This is a genomic window from uncultured Parvibaculum sp. (assembly GCF_963975745.1).
In the GTDB taxonomy this organism is placed as follows: domain Bacteria; phylum Pseudomonadota; class Alphaproteobacteria; order Parvibaculales; family Parvibaculaceae; genus Parvibaculum.
This window is the reverse complement of the sequence record NZ_CAXBIB010000006.1, coordinates 120,475-141,091: the sequence shown is the minus strand read 5'-3', so window position 1 is coordinate 141,091 and position 20,617 is coordinate 120,475. Positions and strand designations below refer to the sequence as shown.

Annotated in this window: 21 protein-coding genes and 1 riboswitch; of the genes, 12 read left to right on the top strand and 9 right to left on the bottom strand. The window is 65.6% G+C overall.

Annotation, left to right across the window (positions count from 1 at the left end):
• The first annotated feature begins 66 nt into the window (after positions 1 to 66).
• Positions 67 to 1,689, top strand: coding sequence for a lysine--tRNA ligase (locus AAC071_RS06930; protein ID WP_339831175.1), 1,623 nt, complete (start codon positions 67 to 69; stop codon positions 1,687 to 1,689).
• Between the two features lie 3 nt (positions 1,690 to 1,692).
• On the opposite strand, the gene AAC071_RS06925 is transcribed toward AAC071_RS06930, so the two are convergent.
• Positions 1,693 to 2,334, bottom strand: coding sequence for a helix-turn-helix transcriptional regulator (locus tag AAC071_RS06925; RefSeq protein WP_339831174.1), 642 nt, complete (start codon positions 2,332 to 2,334; stop codon positions 1,693 to 1,695).
• Positions 2,335 to 2,484: 150 nt separating this feature from the next.
• On the opposite strand from AAC071_RS06925, the gene AAC071_RS06920 reads away from it, so the two are divergent.
• From AAC071_RS06920 to arsC, 3 genes are read left to right on the top strand one after another with little or no spacing between them, the layout of a single operon-like run.
• The gene (locus tag AAC071_RS06920) at positions 2,485 to 2,841 is read left to right on the top strand and encodes a DUF952 domain-containing protein (protein WP_339831173.1); all 357 of its coding nucleotides are present in this window, start codon (positions 2,485 to 2,487) and stop codon (positions 2,839 to 2,841) included.
• Between the two features lie 5 nt (positions 2,842 to 2,846).
• A complete protein-coding gene (locus AAC071_RS06915; RefSeq protein WP_339831256.1) occupies positions 2,847 to 3,890 on the top strand; it encodes a quinone-dependent dihydroorotate dehydrogenase in 1,044 nt (347 codons plus the stop codon).
• A 14-nt stretch (positions 3,891 to 3,904) separates the two neighbouring features.
• On the top strand, positions 3,905 to 4,255 hold the full coding sequence (gene arsC / locus AAC071_RS06910; RefSeq protein ID WP_339831171.1) for an arsenate reductase (glutaredoxin): 351 nt from the start codon (positions 3,905 to 3,907) through the stop codon (positions 4,253 to 4,255).
• On the opposite strand, the gene AAC071_RS06905 is transcribed toward arsC, so the two are convergent.
• From AAC071_RS06905 to AAC071_RS06895, 3 genes are read right to left on the bottom strand one after another with little or no spacing between them, the layout of a single operon-like run.
• The gene (locus tag AAC071_RS06905) at positions 4,252 to 5,544 is read right to left on the bottom strand and encodes an MATE family efflux transporter (protein WP_339831169.1); all 1,293 of its coding nucleotides are present in this window, start codon (positions 5,542 to 5,544) and stop codon (positions 4,252 to 4,254) included. The two genes, arsC and AAC071_RS06905, sit on opposite strands and share 4 nt — an antisense overlap.
• 23 nt (positions 5,545 to 5,567) lie before the next feature.
• Positions 5,568 to 6,005, bottom strand: coding sequence for a PaaI family thioesterase (locus AAC071_RS06900; protein WP_339831168.1), 438 nt, complete (start codon positions 6,003 to 6,005; stop codon positions 5,568 to 5,570).
• Positions 6,002 to 6,526, bottom strand: coding sequence for a PaaI family thioesterase (locus AAC071_RS06895; protein ID WP_339831165.1), 525 nt, complete (start codon positions 6,524 to 6,526; stop codon positions 6,002 to 6,004). The genes AAC071_RS06900 and AAC071_RS06895 overlap by 4 nt, the downstream gene beginning before the upstream one ends.
• A 121-nt stretch (positions 6,527 to 6,647) precedes the next feature.
• On the opposite strand from AAC071_RS06895, the gene AAC071_RS06890 reads away from it, so the two are divergent.
• The 4 genes from AAC071_RS06890 to AAC071_RS06875 all read left to right on the top strand — a co-directional run bounded on the left by AAC071_RS06890 (position 6,648) and on the right by AAC071_RS06875 (position 9,980).
• Complete coding sequence (locus tag AAC071_RS06890; protein ID WP_339831163.1) at positions 6,648 to 7,172, top strand: PAS domain-containing protein; 525 nt, start codon at positions 6,648 to 6,650, stop codon at positions 7,170 to 7,172.
• A gap of 169 nt (positions 7,173 to 7,341) precedes the next feature.
• Entirely contained in the window at positions 7,342 to 8,007 is a 666-nt protein-coding gene (locus AAC071_RS06885; RefSeq protein WP_339831161.1) for a TetR/AcrR family transcriptional regulator, read from the top strand.
• Complete coding sequence (locus AAC071_RS06880) at positions 8,004 to 9,029, top strand: alpha/beta hydrolase (RefSeq protein WP_339831160.1); 1,026 nt, start codon at positions 8,004 to 8,006, stop codon at positions 9,027 to 9,029. The genes AAC071_RS06885 and AAC071_RS06880 overlap by 4 nt, the downstream gene beginning before the upstream one ends.
• 177 nt (positions 9,030 to 9,206) lie before the next feature.
• Positions 9,207 to 9,393: riboswitch (yybP-ykoY riboswitch) on the top strand.
• Positions 9,394 to 9,401: 8 nt separating this feature from the next.
• Positions 9,402 to 9,980 carry a TMEM165/GDT1 family protein gene (locus tag AAC071_RS06875; protein WP_339831158.1) on the top strand — a complete coding sequence of 193 codons (579 nt, stop codon included), beginning with the start codon at positions 9,402 to 9,404 and terminating at the stop codon, positions 9,978 to 9,980.
• Here AAC071_RS06875 and AAC071_RS06870 read toward each other — a convergent pair.
• Positions 9,968 to 10,849, bottom strand: coding sequence for an alpha/beta hydrolase (locus AAC071_RS06870; protein WP_339831157.1), 882 nt, complete (start codon positions 10,847 to 10,849; stop codon positions 9,968 to 9,970). The two genes, AAC071_RS06875 and AAC071_RS06870, sit on opposite strands and share 13 nt — an antisense overlap.
• A gap of 138 nt (positions 10,850 to 10,987) precedes the next feature.
• Between AAC071_RS06870 and AAC071_RS06865 the strand changes: the two genes are divergently transcribed.
• On the top strand, positions 10,988 to 11,962 hold the full coding sequence (locus AAC071_RS06865; protein WP_339831156.1) for an NADPH:quinone oxidoreductase family protein: 975 nt from the start codon (positions 10,988 to 10,990) through the stop codon (positions 11,960 to 11,962).
• A 294-nt stretch (positions 11,963 to 12,256) separates the two neighbouring features.
• On the opposite strand, the gene AAC071_RS06860 is transcribed toward AAC071_RS06865, so the two are convergent.
• The 4 genes from AAC071_RS06860 to AAC071_RS06845 form a co-directional block, all read right to left on the bottom strand.
• Positions 12,257 to 13,138 (bottom strand): SDR family oxidoreductase, encoded by an 882-nt coding sequence (locus AAC071_RS06860; RefSeq protein WP_339831254.1) that lies wholly within the window; start codon positions 13,136 to 13,138, stop codon positions 12,257 to 12,259.
• A 406-nt stretch (positions 13,139 to 13,544) separates the two neighbouring features.
• On the bottom strand, positions 13,545 to 13,817 hold the full coding sequence (locus AAC071_RS06855; protein WP_339831153.1) for a DUF6460 domain-containing protein: 273 nt from the start codon (positions 13,815 to 13,817) through the stop codon (positions 13,545 to 13,547).
• A gap of 39 nt (positions 13,818 to 13,856) precedes the next feature.
• Positions 13,857 to 14,690: a mechanosensitive ion channel domain-containing protein gene (locus tag AAC071_RS06850; RefSeq protein ID WP_339831152.1), complete on the bottom strand. Its 834-nt coding sequence runs from the start codon at positions 14,688 to 14,690 to the stop codon at positions 13,857 to 13,859.
• A 189-nt stretch (positions 14,691 to 14,879) separates the two neighbouring features.
• Positions 14,880 to 15,575 carry a Crp/Fnr family transcriptional regulator gene (locus AAC071_RS06845; protein ID WP_339831151.1) on the bottom strand — a complete coding sequence of 232 codons (696 nt, stop codon included), beginning with the start codon at positions 15,573 to 15,575 and terminating at the stop codon, positions 14,880 to 14,882.
• A 115-nt stretch (positions 15,576 to 15,690) separates the two neighbouring features.
• Between AAC071_RS06845 and AAC071_RS06840 the strand changes: the two genes are divergently transcribed.
• From AAC071_RS06840 to pdeM, 3 genes are all read left to right on the top strand, one after another.
• The gene (locus AAC071_RS06840) at positions 15,691 to 17,115 is read left to right on the top strand and encodes a DUF1254 domain-containing protein (protein WP_339831150.1); all 1,425 of its coding nucleotides are present in this window, start codon (positions 15,691 to 15,693) and stop codon (positions 17,113 to 17,115) included.
• A 123-nt stretch (positions 17,116 to 17,238) separates the two neighbouring features.
• A complete protein-coding gene (locus AAC071_RS06835; RefSeq protein WP_339831147.1) occupies positions 17,239 to 19,782 on the top strand; it encodes a ligase-associated DNA damage response DEXH box helicase in 2,544 nt (847 codons plus the stop codon).
• An 86-nt stretch (positions 19,783 to 19,868) separates the two neighbouring features.
• Positions 19,869 to 20,585, top strand: a complete 717-nt coding sequence (gene pdeM / locus AAC071_RS06830; RefSeq protein ID WP_339831145.1) for a ligase-associated DNA damage response endonuclease PdeM — start codon at positions 19,869 to 19,871, stop codon at positions 20,583 to 20,585.
• Positions 20,586 to 20,617: the final 32 nt, after the last annotated feature.

The window sequence follows — 20,617 nt, the reverse complement described above, 5'->3', positions numbered from 1 at the left end:
GGGGTGTGCTAAGCATAGGGTCCGCGCGCTTGACAAAGCCTTAAAGTCATTCTTTCGAGTCTGAAAATGCCAACAGAAACAAAGGCGACAGCGCCTTCCGCCCTCATCGAGGCCGCGCGTGTCAGCAAGGCTTGGCCTTTTGAGGAAGCGCGCAAGATCGTCGATCGTCTGGACAAGGAAGGTGGCCCCGCCCGCACGGTCCTGTTTGAGACGGGATATGGCCCCTCGGGCCTGCCGCATATCGGCACTTTCGGCGAGGTGGCACGCACCACCATGGTCCGCCGCGCCTTCGAAATCCTGGCGCCGGGCGTTCCGACCCGCCTTCTCTGCTTTTCCGACGACATGGACGGCTTGCGCAAGGTGCCGACCAACGTGCCGAACCAGGAGATGCTGGCTGGCTACATCAACATGCCGCTGACGAAGGTGCCAGACCCCTTTGGCACCCATCCGAGTTTTGGCGCGCACAACAATGCCCGTCTGCGCGCCTTCCTCGACAGCTATGGCTTCGACTACGAATTCGCGAGCTCCACCGATTACTACAAGGCCGGCCGCTTCGACGCGACGCTGCTGAAGGTGCTCGAAAAGTTCGACGAGATCATGGAGATCATGCTGCCGAGCCTGCGCGAGGAGCGTCAGCAGAGCTACAGCCCCATTCTCCCTGTCAGCCCGCGCACCGGTCATGTCTTGCTGGTGCCGCTGGTCGCACGCGACGCGAAGAAGGGCACGGTGAGCTATGCCGAGCCCGAGACGGGCGAGATCGTCGAGGTGCCGGTCACCGGCGGTCAGTGCAAGCTGCAATGGAAGGCCGACTGGGCCATGCGCTGGGTCGCGCTTGGCGTCGACTACGAAATGGCCGGCAAGGATCTGATCGATTCCGTCAAGCTGGCCTCGCGCATCTATCGCGTCTTGAGCAACAAGCGGCCGCCGGAAGGGTTCAACTACGAGCTTTTCCTCGACGAGGAGGGCAAGAAGATCTCGAAGTCGAAGGGCAATGGCCTTTCGATCGAGGACTGGCTGCGCTATGCGAGCCCGGAAAGCCTGCAATACTTCATGTATCAGAGCCCGCGCGCCGGCAAGCGGCTCTATTTCGACGTCATCCCGCGCAATGTCGACGAATATCTGGGCGCGCTGACGGCCTATCCGAAGCAGGATCTGCGCGAGCGCCTCAACAACGCGGCCTTCCACATCCATGGCGGAAATCCGCCCACGGAAGACCTGCCGATCTCGTTCTCGTTGCTGCTCAATCTGGCGAGTGCCAGCCATTCCGAGGACCGGAATGTGCTCTGGGGCTTCATCCGCAACTATGCACCCGATGCGACGCCGGAAAACCATCCACGTCTCGATCATCTCGTTGGCTACGCGATCAACTATTTCCATGATTTCGTGAAGCCGGCGAAGAAGTACCGCGCCCCGGACGACAGGGAGCGCGCGGCGCTGGAGGATCTCGCGGCACGCTTCGAGACGGTCGACCCGGCCACCACGGCCGAGGACCTGCAGAACATCGTCTACGAGATCGGCAAGACGCATGAATTCGCGAATCTGCGCGACTGGTTCAGGGCGCTCTATGAAGTGCTGCTCGGTGAGGAGCAGGGCCCGCGTTTCGGGACCTTCACCAGGCTCTACGGCGTCCGTGAAACCGCGGCACTGATCCGCCGCGCGCTGGCGGGCGAGGATTTGTCGAAGGCCTGAGCCTCACTGGCTGGCCCAGATGATCCGCGCCATCCACAGGATCTCTTCGCTCTTCAGGATCCGGTCGTCATGTGCCGGATTGAACGAATGCAGTTCGACGCTCTTGGCGGTGCGCCGTGCCAGCACCTTGGCCATCACTTCCCCGGCCATCGTCTTGACCACCACGCGGTCGCCGCGCCTGATGCCGGCGGCCGGCGATACGACGATGATGTCGCCGTCGCGATAGACCGGCGCCATGCTGTCGCCGCTGACTTCCAGCGCATAGGCATGTTCGTCCTTGAATTCGGGAAAGGCGACTTCCTCCCAGCCGCCACCGACCGGAAAGCCCGCATCGTCGAAATAGCCGCCATGCCCGGCTTGCGCGAGGCCGATCAGCGGCACATGCCGCTGCCGCGCCGCGAAGTCGCCATTTGCCACCAGCGTCAGGAATTCCTCCAGCGACGAGCCCGTGGCCTTGAGAATGCGCGACAGGCTTTCCGTGTTGGGCCAGCGTGGCCGCCCTTCGGTCGTGACGCGCTTCGACTTGTTGAAAGTGGTCGGGTCGAGACCAGCCGATTTGGCCAGACCCGACGCCGTCAGACCATGCGCCGAGGCCAGCGCATCGATGGCGCTCCAGAGTCGGCTGTGAGAAAGGGCGTCGGCCATGAACATGCGCTCCTGTCGGCTCGCGACCGGAGAAATTATAAGAATATATTCAGGAGTATCAAGAGATTTGGAGAGATAATTCCTATCTGGCGTTTCTTGTCCCTCCGGCGCTCCATGGCTACAGTGCCGCGCCAACCGGGAAGGATCGGCATGCCTCCAGCAACGCGCCTCATCTACAAGATCGTCGGCGAGCATGAATGGCTCGCGGCCACGGCCGAAGGTCGCTTCATCGGTTCGGCGGTCGACATCGATGACGGCTTCATCCATTTCTCGACCGCCGGCCAGGTTGCCGAGACCGCCGCGCGCCATTTTTCGGGCCGCAAGGGCCTGCTGCTGGTCGCGGTCGAGGCGGCGGCACTCGGTGAAGCGCTGAAATGGGAGCCCTCGCGCGGCGGCGCGCTCTTCCCCCATCTCTATGACGTCCTGAGCCTCGACGCAGTTTGCCGGGTCGAGCCGCTGCCGGTCGGCGAGGATGGCCGGCACCGCATTCCGGAGCTTGAGGCATGACGCCGATCGACCTCTTCCCGCTGGCGCGCCCCTTGATCGGCCTGCTCGATCCGGAAACGGCGCATGGCCTGACCCTGCAGGCCTTGCGCATGGGGCTCGGCCCCCGCCCGCGCGCGGCCGATCCCGCTTTGCTGGCGGTCGATGTTCTCGGCCTACATTTCGAAAACCCGCTCGGCATCGCCGCCGGCTTCGACAAGAACGGCGAGGTCCCCGACGCGATGCTGGCGATGGGCATGGGCTTTGCCGAAGTCGGCACGGTGACGCCCCTGCCGCAGGCCGGCAATCCGCGCCCGCGCATCTTCCGCCTGCCGGCGCATCGCGCGGTGATCAATCGCCTCGGCTTCAACAATCAGGGCCATGCGGCACTGAAGCGCCGCCTCGAGGCGCGCCGCGCGCGGCCCGGCATCATCGGCGTCAATATCGGCGCCAACAAGGATTCCGCCGACCGCATCGCCGACTACGAGGCCGGCATCCGCGCCTTCGAGGGCCTGGCAAGCTACTTCACGGTCAACATTTCCTCGCCCAACACGCCGGGCCTGCGCGCGCTGCAGAACCGCGCCGAACTCGAAACCCTGGTCGCCCGCGTGCTGGCCGCGCGCAAGGGCAACACGCCGGTGCTGCTGAAGATCGCGCCCGATCTCGGGCCGGACGAACTGGCCGACATCGCCGAGGTGGCGCTGGCACAGGGCCTCGACGGCCTGATCGTTTCGAACACCACCATCGCCCGCGGCGATCTGGTTTCGGGCGTCCATGCGCAGGAGACGGGCGGCCTGTCCGGCGCGCCGCTCCTGGCGATGTCGACGGCGGTGCTTGCCGACATCTACCGTCTGACCGGCGGCCGCCTGCCGCTGATCGGCGTCGGTGGCATTTCGAACGGACGCGACGCCTATATGAAGATCCGCGCCGGCGCCTCGCTGCTGCAGCTCTATTCGGCGCTGACCTATGAAGGGCCGGGCCTGATCGCGCGCATCAAGCGCGAACTGGCGGCCTGTCTGGAAGCCGACGGTTTCGCGCATCTGACGGACGCCGTCGGCGCCGATGTGACATAGAAGAAGGAGGGAAAATGCCGAAGCCCGTCATCTATCACAACCCGCGCTGCTCGAAATCGCGCCAGACGCTGGCCTTGCTGGAAGAGCACGGCCATGCTCCGCAGGTGATCGAATATCTGAAGGCGCCGCCTTCGGCCGCCGAGCTGCAGGCGATCCTGAAGAAGCTGAAGATGAAACCGCGCGATCTGATGCGAAAAGGCGAGGACGTCTACAAGTCGCTCGGCCTCGACAACGAGAAACTGACGGACGAAAAACTTCTGCGCGCGATGGTCGAGAACCCGATCCTGATCGAACGCCCGATCGTCGTCATGGGCGCGAAGGCAAGGATCGGCCGGCCGCCCGAAAGCGTGCTCGAACTCTTCTAGATCGCGCGCCGGAGCCGCGGCAGATAGAAGCCGAGCGAGGCGGCGCGCATCAGGTTGAAGCCGGCCAGCGCCGCCCACAGCCCGTGATTGCCGAACGGCAGGAAGAGCCACCACAGCCCCAGAAACAGCAGACTCGAGGCCAGCGCCGCATTGCGCATCTCCGCCCCCCGCGTCGCGCCGATGAAGATGCCGTCGAGCTGGTAGCACCAGACCGAGAGCACCGGCAGCGCCGCCGCCCACAAGAGATAGACCCGGGCGGTGGCGCGCACGCCGTCATCGATGCTGAGAAAATCGATCGCGGCCCCGCCGGCCGCGAAAATCCCGAACGACAACAGCAGCGCGATGCCCGCCGCCCACAAGGTCGAGAGCCGTACCGCGCGGTCGAAATCGGCGCGGTGGCGCGCCCCCACCGCGCGCCCGACCAGCGCTTCGGCGGCCAGCGCGAAACCGTCGAGAAAGAAGGCGCTGACCGTCACGAATTGCAGCAGGATCGAATTGACCGCCAGCGTCAGCGGCCCGGCCTCGGCGCTTTTGGCGGTGAACCAGGCGAAGGAAAGCATCAGCACCACGGTGCGGATCATGATGTCGCGATTGACCGCGATGGTGCGCGCGAGCTGCGCCGCATCCAGCAGGCGCGCCCGCGTCCACTGGCCCGGATAGAACCGCAGATGCCGCGCCGCGACGGCAAGCCCCAGCGCCGCCGCGCAGACTTCGGCGATCAGCGTGCCGGCCGCGATCCCGGCCACGCCCCAGCCGAGCCCCAGCGCCAGCACGATGTTGAAGAAGATGTTGACGAGGTTGAGGAAGACCTGCAGCACCAGCGCCACCTTGGCCCGCCCGAGCCCGATGAACCAGCCGACCAGCGCATAATTGGCGAGCGCCCAGGGCGCGCTCCAGATGCGGATGTCGAAATAGGTCCGCGCCAGCGGTTCGACCTCTGGCCCGCCATCGAGCAGCGCGAAGGCGATTTCGCGGATCGGCCATTGGGCGAGGATCAGCGCCGAACCGACCGCGCCGGCAATCAGCAGCGCCCGTCCGAGCGCGGCGCGGATCTCCGCGCCGTCATTGGCCCCCAGCGCCTGCGCGGTCAGCCCGGTCGTTCCCATGCGCAGAAAGCCGAAGGTCCAGTAGACCAGCGTGAAGATCAGCGCGCCGATGGCAACCGCGCCGATATATTTCGGATCGCCCAGCCGCCCCATCACCGCGGTATCGGCGATCCCCAGCAGCGGCGTCGAAAGATTCGAGATGACGATGGGAACGGCAATCGCCAGCACTGTCCGCTGCGTCACGCGGCTCCCGGTCGGCGCCGCGCTCATGTTCCGGCGGGTTCGTCCGCGGCCTTGAGCAGGAAATGCCCATGTGCGGCCGCGATCGGCCGCGCGCGGTCCTCCTGCCAGGCCTCGGCATGCACGGTGGCGACGCGCCGCCCCTGCTTGGTGATGACGGCCCGGCCATAGGTATCGACCGGTTTGCCCGAGCGCAGATAGTCGATGGTCAGGCCGATCGGCTTCGGCAGCGCGCCGGCGCCGGCCTCAAACGCAAGCTGCGCAATCGCCGTCGTCTCCAGAAACGCGCCGATGACGCCGCCATGCAGCGCCGGCAGCACCGGATTGCCGATCAGCTTCTGCGAGAAATGCAGCACGGTGGTGATCTCGTTGCCGCGCTGGTCGATCGTGATGCCGAGCCAGCGCGCGTAAGGTATCGCCTGCATCAGCGCGTCGATGTCGGGTGCCGGGCGCGCCTCGCTCATGTCGCGCCGCCCTTCTTCTCGGCAAACAGCGCCATCGCCTCGGCGGCCGCTTCCGGCGTCATCGGCATCGGCATGCTGCGATTGGCCGCCAGCATGAAGGTGCCGACACAGGTCGCGATCGGATCGGCCTCGTCTTCGTGATAGGCGGTGCCGCGCACAAAGGCGATATTGGTCGTCACCTTGTAGCAGTGCGTATGCGCCACCAGGTCGAGCTTCGGCGTTGCCGGCTTCATGTAGTCGATGCGCAAGTCGAGCGTCGCGATCGACATCCGCTCCGGCAGCGCCAGCTGCACGGCAATGCCGCAGGCATTGTCGAGCAGCGAGGTGATGACGCCGCCATGAATGACGCCGGTCTCGGGATTGCCAACCAGGTTCTCGGCATAGGGCACGGCGAGCCAGGCCTCGTTGGGCGCTGCATCGACGACGGTCAGCCCCAGCGCCTTGGCATGCGGCACATGCTCGATCAGCACATCCTTCATCAGTTTGATGTGCTCGGGCGTGACCTTGAAATCCGACGCCATGATGTTTCCGGAAAATTGCGTGAGTTTGCGGTGTGTAGCCCTAGTAACGCCACGACCAGCCGCCAAGTCAATTGGCATCTGGGTCATGGGGAGGTTGCATCGGGGGTCCGGCGGGACAACAATGCAGAAGGGGACGGAGAAAAGCGCGCCCATCCGGGCCGGAACGGAGTTCAAGCTGATGCTGGCCCTCGCGGACGGTCTGACCGTTCTGACGGATCTGGAGGCGCTTGCGCCGCCGCTGCCGATGCTGATCGCCTATTGGGAGCGTAAACGCGGCACGCGGATCATGCCGGCGCCTTCCGACATCGACCCGGTCGAGATGCCGCGCCTGCTGCCCTATATCGCCATCGCCGACATCACCTGCGAACCGCTCGACATGCGCTACCGGCTGATGGGAACGCGTCTTGTCGAAATGGGCGGCGTCGACCGCACCGGCACCTCCATTCGCGAAGCGCACAGCGGAGAACGTCTGGCCGAGCGCCTGGCAGCACTGGAGCACCTGCTGGCTTCGCCGGGCCCCGTGGCGCATGGCGGCCATCTCGACTGGCTCGATCGCGGCTATCGCAGGTTCGAATGCGTGCATCTGCCGCTCTCCGCCGACGGGGTGAACGTGACGCGCCTCATTGCCGCCTACGCATTCCCCTGAGGCAACTTCGGCCGGCTGAGTCCGCCGCTCGCCGGAGGGACCTAACTTGTTGAAATCAGGAATATTTTTTCTCCGCCTCGAGCGTTGCAGAAATTGACGTCTGTCGTCATTGGAGTAGATTGAGGCGATTGGCGCGGCGGGGGCGCATCGCCGCGCGCGGGGAGGAATGATGACGACAGTGAAACAGCAGCCGGATGCGGCCGCCGCCGCGCCGGCCGCCAGGCCGCGCGGCAAGCGCGAGCAGACCAAGCACAACAACCGCGAGGCGATCCTCGATGCCGCGCGCAGCGTCTTTGCCGATCTCGGCTATGGCGCCACCTCGGTGCGCGACATCATCCGCAAGACCGGTCTGGCCTCGGGCACCTTCTACAACTACTTCAAGAGCAAGGAAGAGGTCTTCGAGGCGCTGATGGACGACGGCATGCGCCGCATCCGGCCGCGCCTGCGCGCCGAGCGCATCCGCTCGCGCACCTTTGAGGATTTCATCCGCAACGCCTATCGCACCTATTTCGAATATCTGGCGACCGACCGCGACACCTTCCAGGTGATGCGCCGCAATCCCAACACGCTGCGCGTGCGCATGGATTCGCCCGAGATTCTGGCCGGCTTCGAGGAAATCCGCGAATATCTCGAAGAGGACATCCGCAACGGCACGCTGCCGGCGGTCGATTCCGAATATCTGATGGCCGCACTTGTCGGCATCGCCATGGAAATCGGCGACCGCATGCTGCGCCGCCCGGACATGGATGCCGATGCCGCCGCCACCTTCGCCACCCAGCTTGTGCTCAGCGGCTTCCGCGCGCTGCCGCACAAGGGAAATCAGGAACAGGCATGAACATCCAGAAACTGATCGTCCGTACCCTGCTGAAACTGCCCGACGGCGTGCTGATCCGCATGTCGGGCGGCAAGCCCCTGGCGATCGACGGCCGCATCCTCGATGCGCGCATGCAGTTCCTGGCGGCGCAGGGCGCGCGCCAGCCGTCGATCGTGACGCTCGACCCCGTCGCCGCGCGCGCCGGCACCGCAGCCGGCCTCGCGCTGCTCGACGATGCGCCGCGCGCCGGCGTTTCGGTGCGCGCGCTTGAAGTGCCGGGCCCGGCCGGCCCGCTCGCGGCACGCCTCTACACGCCGAAGGGCGCTGCCGGTCCCTTGCCGGGTCTCGTCTTCTTCCATTTCGGCGGCTGCGTCATCGGCGATCTCGACACCTGTCACACCTTCTGCACCATGATCGCCGACATCGCCGGCATCGCCGTGCTGAACGTCGCCTACCGCCTGGCGCCGGAACACAAGTTCCCCGCCGCGGTCGACGATGCCGAGGCCGCATATCGCTGGGCCGAGGCCCATGCGGCCGATCTCGGCATGATCGCCGGCAGGATCGGTGTCGGCGGCGACAGTGCCGGCGGCTATCTCTCGGCCGTCATCGCCCAGCAGGAAAGGCGCGCCGGCCGCCCCGGCCCGGCGCTGCAATTGCTGATCTATCCAGTCACCGACTGGGAATGGCAGGGCGGCTCGATGCAGAGCTGCGCCGATGTCTATCCGCTGACAGCCGAAATCATGGACTGGTTCGCCGGCCTCTATCTCGACAACGAGGCCGAGCGGAAGGACGTCCGCGTCTCGCCGATGAAGGAACCCGATCTGGCGGGCCTGGCGCCGGCCATTGTCGTGACCGCCGGCTTCGATCCGCTGCGCGACCAGGGCCTGGCCTATGCCGACAGGCTGAAGGCAGCCGGCGTCCCCGTCACCTCGCGCTGCGAAGACAGCCTCGCCCACACCTTCACCGCCATGACCGGCGTCGTTCCCGCCGCAAAGGCCGCCTGCGAAAAAATCGCCGAAGATGTAAAGACCGCGCTCCACTGATTCTTCTCCACCCTCCCCTTGTGGGGTGAGGAGCGGTTTGCGTAAGCAAACGAAAAGGTCCGGTGGACCTTTTCGAGCGCCGAACGCCCTGAGCCACGCGAAGGGCAGGGCGCCAACCCTGCGAGTCGTTCTGACACCCGCCCGCCTTGATTCATGCCGTCCCGCCATGCTAATCCCCCATCGTCCTTAGGGGAGTAGCCGCCCTCCGCCGTCATGGCAGAGAGGGGCGGGCGTCAACAGACTCGAGACAATCCATCTCGTGGCGTCCGTGCTCAGCGACAGCTGAATTGGCGAGACCTTTGGCTCATGCGCGCCCCTCTGCCGGGCGGGCGCAATGGGTCATTGTCTCGTCCGGCGCTGGAGTTCGTTCCCTTGGAAGCCTTCCTCGTCTCTCTCGGTGCCGTCGCCATTGCTGAAATCGGCGACAAGACGCAATTGCTCGCCCTCGTCCTGGCGGTGCGCTTTCGCGCGCCGCTGGCCGTCATCGCGGGCATCTTCGTCGCCACGGTCGCAAATCATGCGCTTGCCGCATGGGCCGGAACGCTCGTCGCGGCCTGGCTCACCCCGCAGCTTCTCGCCTGGGTGCTTGGCCTTTCCTTCCTCGCCATGGGGCTCTGGATGCTCGTGCCGGACGAGCCCCCTTCGGAGGATGAAGCGCAGGCAGCATCCCGCTTCGGCCCCTTCCTTGCGACCACGGTGGCCTTCTTCCTGGTCGAGATGGGCGACAAGACGCAGCTCGCGACCGTCGCCCTTGGCGCGCGCTACGAGACGCTCGCCCTTGTCGCGCTCGGCACGACGCTCGGCATGATGGTGGCGAACGTGCCCGTCGTCCTCTTCGGCGAGGCGGCGGCAAAGCGTGTGCCCGCAGCCGCCATGCGCTTCGCGGCCGCCGCGCTTTTCATCGTGCTCGGGCTCGCCGCGCTCGGTTCGGCTTATGCCTACGCATCCTGATCGGAGCGGAGAAACGTGACGAGCATCGGGTTGATGCTCGCCGCTTCCTCGCGCAGCACCCAATGCGTGCCCTCCGCGAGGAACAGCGTGCCGCCGCGCTCGCAAAGATCGATGCTCTTCTTCACCAGCGACACATCCGCAAAATTGTCTTTCTCGCCCCAGACGAGCAGCACCGGCACGTCGATGCGCGCGACAGGCGCCGAAAGATCCTTCTTCAACAGCGCGCGGTACCAGTGGATCATCGAGGTGAGCGCCTTCGGCTCGCTCCATGCGCGGCGATAAGCGTCCCATTCCTCCTTCGCGAAGGCGCCCTCGCGCGCCGACGCTTCCAGCGCCTCGATCAGCGTGTCGAAGTTCTTCCGCCGCATCGCCCATTCGGGGATGCCGCGCAGGCGGAACATCTTCACATAGCGGCTCTTCTTCCGCTGCGCCTTGTCCTCATACATCGCCTGCTTCCACACCGAGGGATGCGGCGCATTGATCATCGCCGCTTTCTCCATATGCTCCGGCCTCGTCGAGCAGAGCCACCAGGCAACGCTGGCGCCCCAGTCGTGCCCGACGACGCGCAGCTTCTCCTCGCCGAAATGCCGTCCGAGGTCGATGACGTCCTGCGCCAGCTCGTCGAGATCGTAGGCCCTCACGCCGCGCGGCTTCCCGCTCAAGCCATAGCCGCGCTGGTCGGGCGCGATCACGCGGAAGCCCGCCTTTGCGAGATCGGGCATCTGGTGGCGCCAGCCGAGGCAATTGTCGGGAAAGCCGTGCAGCAGAAAGACCGGCGGCCCGTCCGCCGGCCCCGTCTCGGCATAATGCAACGCAATCCGGTCGAGATGCGCCACGCCGAAGCGCACCTTCTCCATGCCCTCGATCATCCTGCTCTTCCCTCTCGCGGGCGCCCCGGCTGCTCCCGGGCGCATTCTGCGCGGCCACCGTGGCGAAGTTGGGGCCGCGGCTCTATGCTTGGCGCACACAGCAATTTGCCATAAGCAAAAATTTCCGGGAGTCTCGAAATGCGAACCATGCGTGTGCATGAATTGTCCGACGACATCGGCGTCCTGCGCATGGACGAAATCGATCTGCCGCCACCGGGCAAGGGCGAGCTGCGTCTGCGTCTCAAGGCCTGCTCGATCAACTTCCCCGACATCCTGATGGTGCAGGGCAAATACCAGTTCAAGCCCGAGCTTCCCTTCGCCCCCGGCATGGAAGGGGCGGGCATCGTCGCCGCGGTCGGTGAGGGCGTGACGAAGTTCAAGCCCGGCGACCGCGTCGTCGCCGGCCTGCGCATCGGCGGCTTCGCCGAGGAAGTCAACGTGCCGGAAACCGCCTGCCGCCCGATCCCCGGCAGCATGGATTTTGCCGAGGCCGCCGCCTATCCGGCCGCTTACCTCACGGCTTATGTCGCGCTCACCTGCCGCGGTCATTTGCAACCGGGCGAAACCCTGCTGGTGCACGGGGCGACCGGCGGCGTCGGCCTCGCCGCCGTCGAAATGGGCAAGCTGCTCGGCGCCACCGTCATCGCGACCTCGGCGTCGGATGAAAAGCTGAAGGTCGTGAAGGCGCGCGGCGCCGATCACGTCCTGAACGTGACAAGGGGTTTTCGCGAACAGGTCAAGGAACTGACGGAGGGCCGGGGCGCCGACGTGATCTACGATCCGGTCGGCGGCGACATCTTCGACGAAAGCATCCGCTGCATCGCCTGGAACGGCCGCCTGCTGATCATTGGCTTCACCAGCGGCCGCATCCCCACCGTTTCGGTCAACATGCCGCTGATCAAGGGCTTCTCGGTCATCGGCGTCCGCGCCGGCGAATACGGACGCCGCGACCCGGAAGCCGGCCGCGCCAATATCGAAGCCATCGACCGCCTCGCCGCCGAAGGCAAGATCAAACCCCACATCTGCGCCCGCTTCCCGCTGGAGCGCGCCGTCGACGCGATGCGCATGCTTCAGGAACGCAAGGTCGTCGGCAAGGTCGTCATCGAGATGTGAACAGGAAGAAGGATCTCACGCGAAAGCGCGAGGACGCGAAGGGAAGAATTTTTCACGCGGAGACGCGGAGGCGCGGAGAAGAGAAGAAAAATCGCGCGAAGCTGCGAAGACACGAAAAGTTATTGAAGAATGATTGCGCCTGCGGCGCGAAGAATCCTCCGGCGCGAAGCGCCAGTAAATCTTTGCTGCTCCTGCATGATCAGTCCAATTTCCCCCCTTCGTACATGTCTGCACTTCCTTCTCTTCTCCGCGCCTCCGCGCCTCCGCGTCTCCGCGTGCAAAAATCTTCTTCCCTTAAACGCTCCGTTGCGCCTTGTCCTTGTCGTTGGCGCTGCGGATCATTTCGCGCATCTTGGCCCAGTCGTCGTCGCTGAGCTTCGACAGCCGCGAGAAGTTTCCGCCGCTGGCCGAATAGCCCGCGCCGTCGATGGCGATGGTCTGACCGGTCAGATATTCGCAGCCATCCGCCATCAGGAAGGTCGCCAGGTTTTTCAATTCGTCCATCTCGCCGACGCGCCCCATCGGAATGCCCTCACGCGAGCCCTCGCCATCGGTCGACTGGCCGGGCGAAAGCCGCGCCCAGGCGCCTTCGGTCGGGAAGGGTCCCGGCGCGATGGCGTTGAGGCGGATGCCATAGGGGCCCCATTCGGCGGCGAGCGACTTGGTCATGATGTTGATGCCGGCCTTCGACATCGCCGACGGCACGGTGAACGGCCCGCCATTCCAGATCCATGTCGTCAGGATCGAGATCACGCTGCCCTTGACCTTGTCTTCGATCCAGCGCCGCCCGATCGCATGCGTCACATAAAAGGAACCGTGAAAAACGATATTGGCGATGGCGTCGAAGCCGCGCGGCGAAAGGTCCTTGGTCGGTGAAATGAAATTGCCGGCCGCATTGTTGACGAGCCCGGTCAGCGGCCCGCCATCGGCCCAGATTTCGCCCACCATGTCGTCGACGGCCTGCGCGACGCGAATATCGACGCTATGCGTTTTGACCGAACCGCCATGTTTCCCCATCAGCGCCTTGGCCGTCTCGTCGAGCACATTCTTGCGCCGTCCGCAGATATAGACCTCCGCCCCGAGCCGCAGATAATCCTCGGCCATTTCCTTGCCGAGCCCGGTGCCGCCGCCGGTCACCAGAATGCGCTTGCCCGCCAAAAGCCCGTCGCGAAACATCGTAGCCATCTCGTCCACCCGCATGTTTGTTTGGGGGGAGATTAGCTTTTCAGGCCCGCCCCGTCTCACCTTTCGGCATGACGCAAGGGAAGGCGTATGCACCTGCCGCACAACTTGCCGTCCCACCCTCCCCTTGGGGGCTACGGCATTCACACATCCGATTCGAAGGTCGAAAAATCAAAGGCTTAGCAGTACCCGAGGACACATCTCGAATAATGACGCCTTTGCATGATTGCATTGAAATAACTCGCATCTCTTGGCCGTTGGCGAACGGTACGAATCAATTCCGTGAATGCCGTAGCCCCTTGGGGGAGGGTCGAAATTTGCGAAGCAGATTTCGGGGCGGGGTCGCGGCCTGTCGGCGATAGAAGTCGTCAGCGAAGGGGCCGCTTGCAGCGCCTTCCCCTCACTCCCGCTTCCCGCGCTCCGTCATCACCGACCACAGCCGGACGATGATGAAGATCGGCACCACGACGATGGCGCCCAGCACCAGATATTGCAGCGACCAGTCGAGAGCGTCGAAGCCCATCTCCCAGACCCGGATCACCGTGTCGAGAAAGTCGCGCCAGAGGTCGATCGGCTTGATGCCGAGAATGGCCAGCACGATGCCGACCGCGATCGAGGCGACCGCGAGCTTGAAGATGGTGGCCAGCACCGGCCCGCCGAAAAAACGATCCATGTCGAAAATCCGTCCTTGTGACGCCGCGTCCCCCGGGCCTCAGTCCTTGCCAGTGTAGACCGTCCGCGCGGGGAAGGGGATGGTGATTCCCTCGCTGTCGAAACGCTCCTTGACCCGCCGCGTCAGGTCGAACTTGAACGGCCAGTAGTCGCTCGTCATTGTCCAGGCCCGCGCGGTGATGTTGACCGAACTGTCGCCCAGGCTGCCGACGCCGAGAAAGGGTTCGGGCTCCTTGAGGCAGCGCGGATCGGCCTCGAATTCGGCCCGGATCGCGTCCATCGCCTTGCCGATATCGTCGGCATAGGAAATGCCGAAGGAAAAATCGACCCGCCGCGTCGGATGGAACGAGAAGTTGCGCACCGCCTGGCCCCAGATCTGGCTGTTGGGCACGAAGATCTGCACATTGTCGGGCGTCGTCAGTTCGGTGGTGAAGAGCGACAGCAGCTTGACCGTGCCCGCAATGCCGCCGATCTCGACATAATGCCCGGCGCGGAACGGCCGGAAGATCAGCAGCATCACACCGGCCGCCACATTCGACAGCGTGCCCTGCAACGCCAGACCGACCGCAAGGCCGGCGGCGCCCAGCAGCGCGATCAGGCTGGCCGTCTGCACGCCGAATTTCGCCAGTACGGCCAGCAGCGTGAAGATCAGCACCAGATAGCGCACCATCGTGCCGAAGAAATTCTGCAGCATCTCGTCGATGCCGGGAATCCGCGCAATGCCGGCAATCGTCCACACCCGCGCCTTGCCGGCAAACCAGAAACCGGCAATCAGGATCACGATGGCCGAAATCATTGCCAGCCCGTGTTCGACAAGCGTCGGCAGCAAAAGGTCGAGCTGTTCGCGAAGCGCGGGCGGCAATTGATCGAACATCGGGCGGGAGCTCCATTGTGGTGGGATCGTCAAGTCTCCCATGATGCCCCGCCGATTTGAAGCCCCGCGACGGCCCCGGAGGTTTCATGGGCGGTTTCGTTCCGACGAATTTCTGGAGATGGCCTTTAAATGGGGATCGAGCGCATCGCTGACAATTGGGGATATCTTCCGGATCGTGAAAAAACAACCTCAGTCGCTGCCACCGGCGGCGCGTCCGAGGCCGTGTGGGTTGAGCACCTCGATCGCGCCGTAGCGCAGCCGGATCAGACCGCGCGTTTGCAGCGACTGCAGGGCGCGATGCACGGTCTTGCGTTCGAGTCCGGTCATCTCGCCAAGCTGGGCCTGGGTCACCGGCACATGGTGTCCATATGCGCCGCTCGTTCGCGAGACGAGCCCATGCAGGCGCGCGGCGACGCGGATGGCGGGCGGCAGCGCGAGAATATCGGCGACGATACGCACCATGTCCTGCATTTGCTCCAGGTTCAGCGCGGTGAAGGATAGCCATGCGTCGGGAAATTCGGTGACGAAGCGCGTCAGCACGCCGCGCGGAACGGCAAGCGCCCGGACCGGCCCGGCCGCGACCGCCGTTACGAGCCGATGCGTTTGCGGAAGCAAACCCACCTGACCGAACCATCTGCCGGGCCCCGCCAGGTCGATCAGCACGGTGCCCTTGTCCGCCACGGCGGCGAACAGGTGAACGCCGCCGTCGAAAATGGCGAAAAGGCCGCCCGCCTCATCCTCGGTCCCGTAGAGCCAGTCGCCATCGGAAAATGACATCTCGACGGATCGTTCGAGCAGCCGCCGCCGGAATCCGGCCGGCTGGCGGGCAAACCAGCCTGCAGGCGCGGCGGCGATCAGCCGCTTCTCGGTTGCATCGGAAACCATGCTCAAATGTACCTGTAGGGACAATTCACTTCAATGGCCGGCATTAGCTTCCGCTTCGCCGGGGCAGGTGCGTCGGCGCGGAGCCGCCCGCTTCGGGAAAACGCAGGAGCATGAAATGACGAACAGCATGAGGAAGTCGGTGTTTCTGGCAGCCGGTCTCGCAGCCGCTGCCATGATGTTGGGCAGTGCCGCCGCTTCGCCGGCGGTTCCCTTCGACAAGAGCGAGATACAGGCGGCGGCCGACGAGGCCTATGCCTACTTCTATCCGCTCATCACGATGGATGTGACGCGTGCGGTGATGACCAATCTGCCGGCAGGCACGGTTGAAGGGGTTGGTCCGGTCAATGCCTTCCACCACCGTCGCAGCTACCCGGACGCCGCCTCGCGCACGGTTGTCCGCCCGAATTTCGATACGCTCTATTCGCTGGCCTGGCTCGATCTGCGCGACGGGCCGGTGATCGTCTCGATGCCCGACACTGGCGGGCGCTACTACATCCTGCCCTTCTACGACATGTGGACGGAGGTCTTCGCGGCGCCGGGCTGGCGCACCAGCGGCACCGGCCCCGCAAACTGGGGCGTCGTTCCCCCCGGCTGGCAGGGCAAGCTCCCCGATGGCGTCCGGCGGATCGACGCGCCGACCGCGGATGTGTGGATTATCGGCCGTATACAGACGAACGGCCCCGCCGACTACGCGAACGTGCACGCCATTCAGGACCGGATGGCGGTCGTCCCGATGGCGCAATGGGGTTCGCCCGAACGCCACCCCGCGGCGCCGGCGGCCGATAGCGGCGTCGACATGACGACCGATCCGCTGAAACAGGTGCACGACATGCCGGCCGCGGCCTATTTCGCCCGGGCCGGAAAGCTTCTCGAAATGCACGCGCCGCATCCGACCGACTGGGCCGCTCTGGAGCGCATGCGGCGGCTCGGTCTCGAAGCCGGCAAGCCCTTCGACATCGCCGCGCTCGACCCGGCGGCGCGTACCGCGCTTGAGGCCGCGCCGGGCCGGGTGCAGACGCTGATGAAAGGCGTCACGGCAAGCATCGGCGAGACCCGCAATGGCTGGCTGATCGGCCGCTCGGGTTTCGGTGTCTACGGCAACGACTATCTGAAACGCGCGATCGTCACCATGATCGGTCTCGGCGCCCTGTCGCCGGAGGACGCCGTATATCCCATGAACCTCGCCGACGCGGCGGGACAGCCGCTGATGGGCGGCCAGGACTATGTGCTGCATTTCGGCAAGGACGAACTTCCGCCGGCGAACGCTTTCTGGTCGTTGACGATGTATGACGAGGAGGGCTTTCAGGTCGCCAATCCGCTCAACCGTTTCGCCATCGGCGACAGGGACGCATTGACCTTCAACGCCCACGGCTCGCTCGACATCTACCTGCAGCACGAAAGCCCGGGCAAGGCGCGGGAGTCGAACTGGCTGCCCGCACCGGCAAGCGGCAAGCTCGGCGTCACCATGCGGCTCTTCGCGCCCGCGCCCGAGGCGGTTGACGGGCGGTGGGTGCCGCCCGCGATCGAGCGCGTCCGGTAGCGCTGCCGCGCTGCGGCGGCGAAAGAGGGAGCGCCTCCGCTGGGCGAGGGTGGAAGGCGGCGCTGTGGAGGCGCCGCCTTTTCGTCCTCCCCCAATCGCCGCGCAGCCTGCTAACCTCCCGCCATGACTGCCCCGCTCCCCGTGCAAGCGCCCGCTGCGCTGCCGCCCGCCTTCGCCCGCTGGTTCGCCGCCCGTGGCTGGCGCCCGCGCGCCCATCAGCTGGCGTTGCTCGATCTTGCCCGCGCGCAAAAATCGGTCCTGCTGATCGCGCCCACAGGCGCCGGCAAGACGCTGGCAGGCTTTCTGCCGAGCCTCGTCGATCTCGTCGAAAATCCGCCAGCCGTGCCGGCGCTGCACACGCTCTATATCTCGCCCTTGAAGGCGCTCGCCGTCGACGTCAAGCGCAACCTCGAAATCCCGCTCGCCGAAATGGGCCTCGGCATCGCCATCGAAACCCGCACCGGCGACACGCCGCAGAACCGCCGCCTGCGCCAGCGCCACACGCCGCCCTCGATCCTGATGACGACGCCGGAACAACTGGCGCTGCTGCTCTCCTACACCGACGCGCCGAAATTCTTCGGCGCGCTTTCCTGCATCGTCCTCGACGAACTGCACGCATTGGCCAATTCGAAGCGCGGCGATCTCCTGTCGCTCGGTCTCGCGCGGCTGGCGCGTCTGGCCCCCGCCGCTCGCCGCGTCGGCCTCTCGGCCACCGTCGCCGAGCCCGATGCACTCCGCCGCTATCTGCTGCCGCAACCGGCGGAAGGCGAAAGCCTCGCCGACATCGTCGTCGCGCCCCCCGGCGCCGCGCCGGAGATCGGCATCGTCGCCACCGGCCTGCCGGACGAGGAGGGCGGCGAGGCGCGCATTCCCTGGTCGGGTCATTCGGCGCGCCACGCGCTCCCCGCCGTCTATGAGGCGATCCGCGCAAACCGCATCGTGCTGGTCTTCGTCAACACGCGCAGCCAGGCCGAATTCGTCTTTCAGGAACTCTGGCGCTTGAACGACGACGCGCTCCCCATCGCGCTCCATCATGGTTCGCTCGCCGCCGAAGCCCGCCGCAAGGTCGAGGCCGCCATGTCGGCGGGGAGCCTGCGCGCCGTCGTCTGTACCTCTACCCTCGATCTCGGCATCGACTGGGGCGAGGTCGATCTCGTCGTCAACATGGGCGCCCCGAAAGGCGCCAGCCGCTTGCTGCAGCGCATCGGCCGCGCCAATCACCGCCTCGACGAGCCCTCGCGTGCGCTGCTGGTGCCGGCCAACCGTTTCGAGGTGCTCGAATGCGAGGCCGCCCGCGCCGCCGCGCTGGAAGGCGCGCAGGACGGCATGATCGCGCGCACCGGCGCGCTCGACGTGCTGGCGCAGCACATTCTGGGCTGCGCCTGTTCCGCCCCCTTCGACCCGGACGATCTCTATGCGGAAGTCCGTTCCGCCGCGCCCTACCGCGCGCTGACACGCGAAGATTTCATGAAGGTGGTCGATTTCGTCGCCACCGGCGGCTACGCGCTGAAAACCTATGACCGCTTCGCCCGCCTGCGTCCCAACGCGAAACTCGAGGGCGACATGCGCCTGCGCGCGTCCTCGCCTTCCGTCATCCAGCAATACCGCATGAATGTCGGCACCATCGTCGAGGCGCCGATGCTGAAGGTGCGCATGATCAGGCGCGGCGGACGCCGCCCCGTCGGCGGCATGGGCGGGCGCTATCTCGGCGAGATCGAGGAATATTTCATCGACCAGCTTTCGCCCGGCGACACCTTCCTCTTCGCCGGCCACATATTGCGTTTCGAAGGTCTCGCCGAAACCGAGGCCCTGGTCACGAAGTCGAACGATCCGTCGCCCATGATCCCGTCCTACTATGGCGGCAAGTTTCCGCTCTCGACCTATCTGGCCGCCCGCGTCCGCCGCATGCTGGCGCACAAGGCGGAGTGGCGGCACCTGCCGCCGCAGGTCCGCGAATGGCTCGAAATGCAGAGCTGGCGTTCTGTGCTCCCCGGCGAAGACAATCTGCTGGTCGAGTGCTTCCCGCGCGGCGACAAGTTCTATCTCGTCTGCTACCCCTTCGAGGGCCGCCTCGCGCATCAGACGCTCGGCATGCTGCTGACCCGCCGCCTCGACCGCGCTGGCGCGCGTCCCATGGGCTTTGTCGCGTCGGAATATGCGCTGGCGATCTGGTGCCTGCGCGATCCGGGCCTGATGCATCAGCGCCACGAATTGCCGCTCGGCGAATTGTTCGCCGAGGACATGCTGGGCGACGATCTCGATGCCTGGCTCGCCGAATCGAGCCTGCTGAAGCGCACCTTCCGCGATTGCGCGATCATTTCCGGTCTCATCGAGCGCCGCTATCCCGGTCAGGAGAAGACCGGCCGCCAGGTCACCTTCTCCTCCGATCTCATATATAATGTGCTGCGCGAGCACGAACCCGATCACATCCTCTTGCGCGCCACCTATAATGACGCCGCTTCGGGCCTGCTCGACATCGCCCGCGTCGCCGACATGCTGAAACGCATTCGGGGCCGCATCGTCCTGAAACGCCTCGACCGCGTCTCGCCGCTCGCCGTCCCCGTCCTGCTCGACATCGGCAAGGTCCAGGTCGACGGCGAAGCCAACGAGGCCCTGCTTTCCGAAGCGGCCGACAAACTGATAGAAGAGGCGACAAGGCTGGTGTGAACTTCCACCCTCCCCTTGGGGAGGGTCAAACGGTCGAAGACCGTTTGGGGCGGGGGCGCAGCATCGCGTCTAGAAACGGAAGCCGGATGCAAACTCTGAAAGAAAAACCCATCCACCTCGAAACGCATCCCGCGCTCACCGTCTGCGGTGTCGCCTTCGACCTGACGCCGGAAGGCGCTGCATGGCTCGCCGCCGAGCGCCTGCTGGTCGTCGCCGATCTCCATCTCGAAAAAGGGTCGGCCTATGCCGCCCGCGGTCAGCCGCTGCCGCCTTACGACACCCGCGCGACGCTCGCCCGCCTCGAAAATCTGATCGCCCGCTTCCGTCCGCGCGCCGTCGTCGCGCTGGGCGACAGTTTCCACGACCGCGCCGCCGCCTCACGCATGGACGCGAGCGACGCCGCACATCTGACGCGGCTTGCAAAAAATCTCGACTGGGTCTGGATTTCGGGCAATCACGATCCGGTCCCCCCGCGCGAATTCGGCGGCACCGTCATGGCGGAGCTTCGCCTCGGCCCGCTGACCTTCCGTCACGAACCGAGGCCCGCGCCCGCCATTGGCGAGATTGCCGGCCATCTGCATCCATGCGCCGCCGTCCGCGTCCGCGGTCGCCGTCTGCGCCGCCGCTGCTACGCCTCCGACGGCACGCGCATGGTCCTGCCGGCCTTCGGCGCCTATGCCGGCGGCCTCAATGTGCTCGACAGGGCCTGGGACGGCCTCTTTCCGGGTCTCGATTTTCATGCCTGGATGATGGGCGGCCGCACTGTCGTGCCCGTCGCCGCCCGCCGCCTCGAGGCGGATTGATCCGCAGGCGGAAGGAAAAACCGCACTTGTCC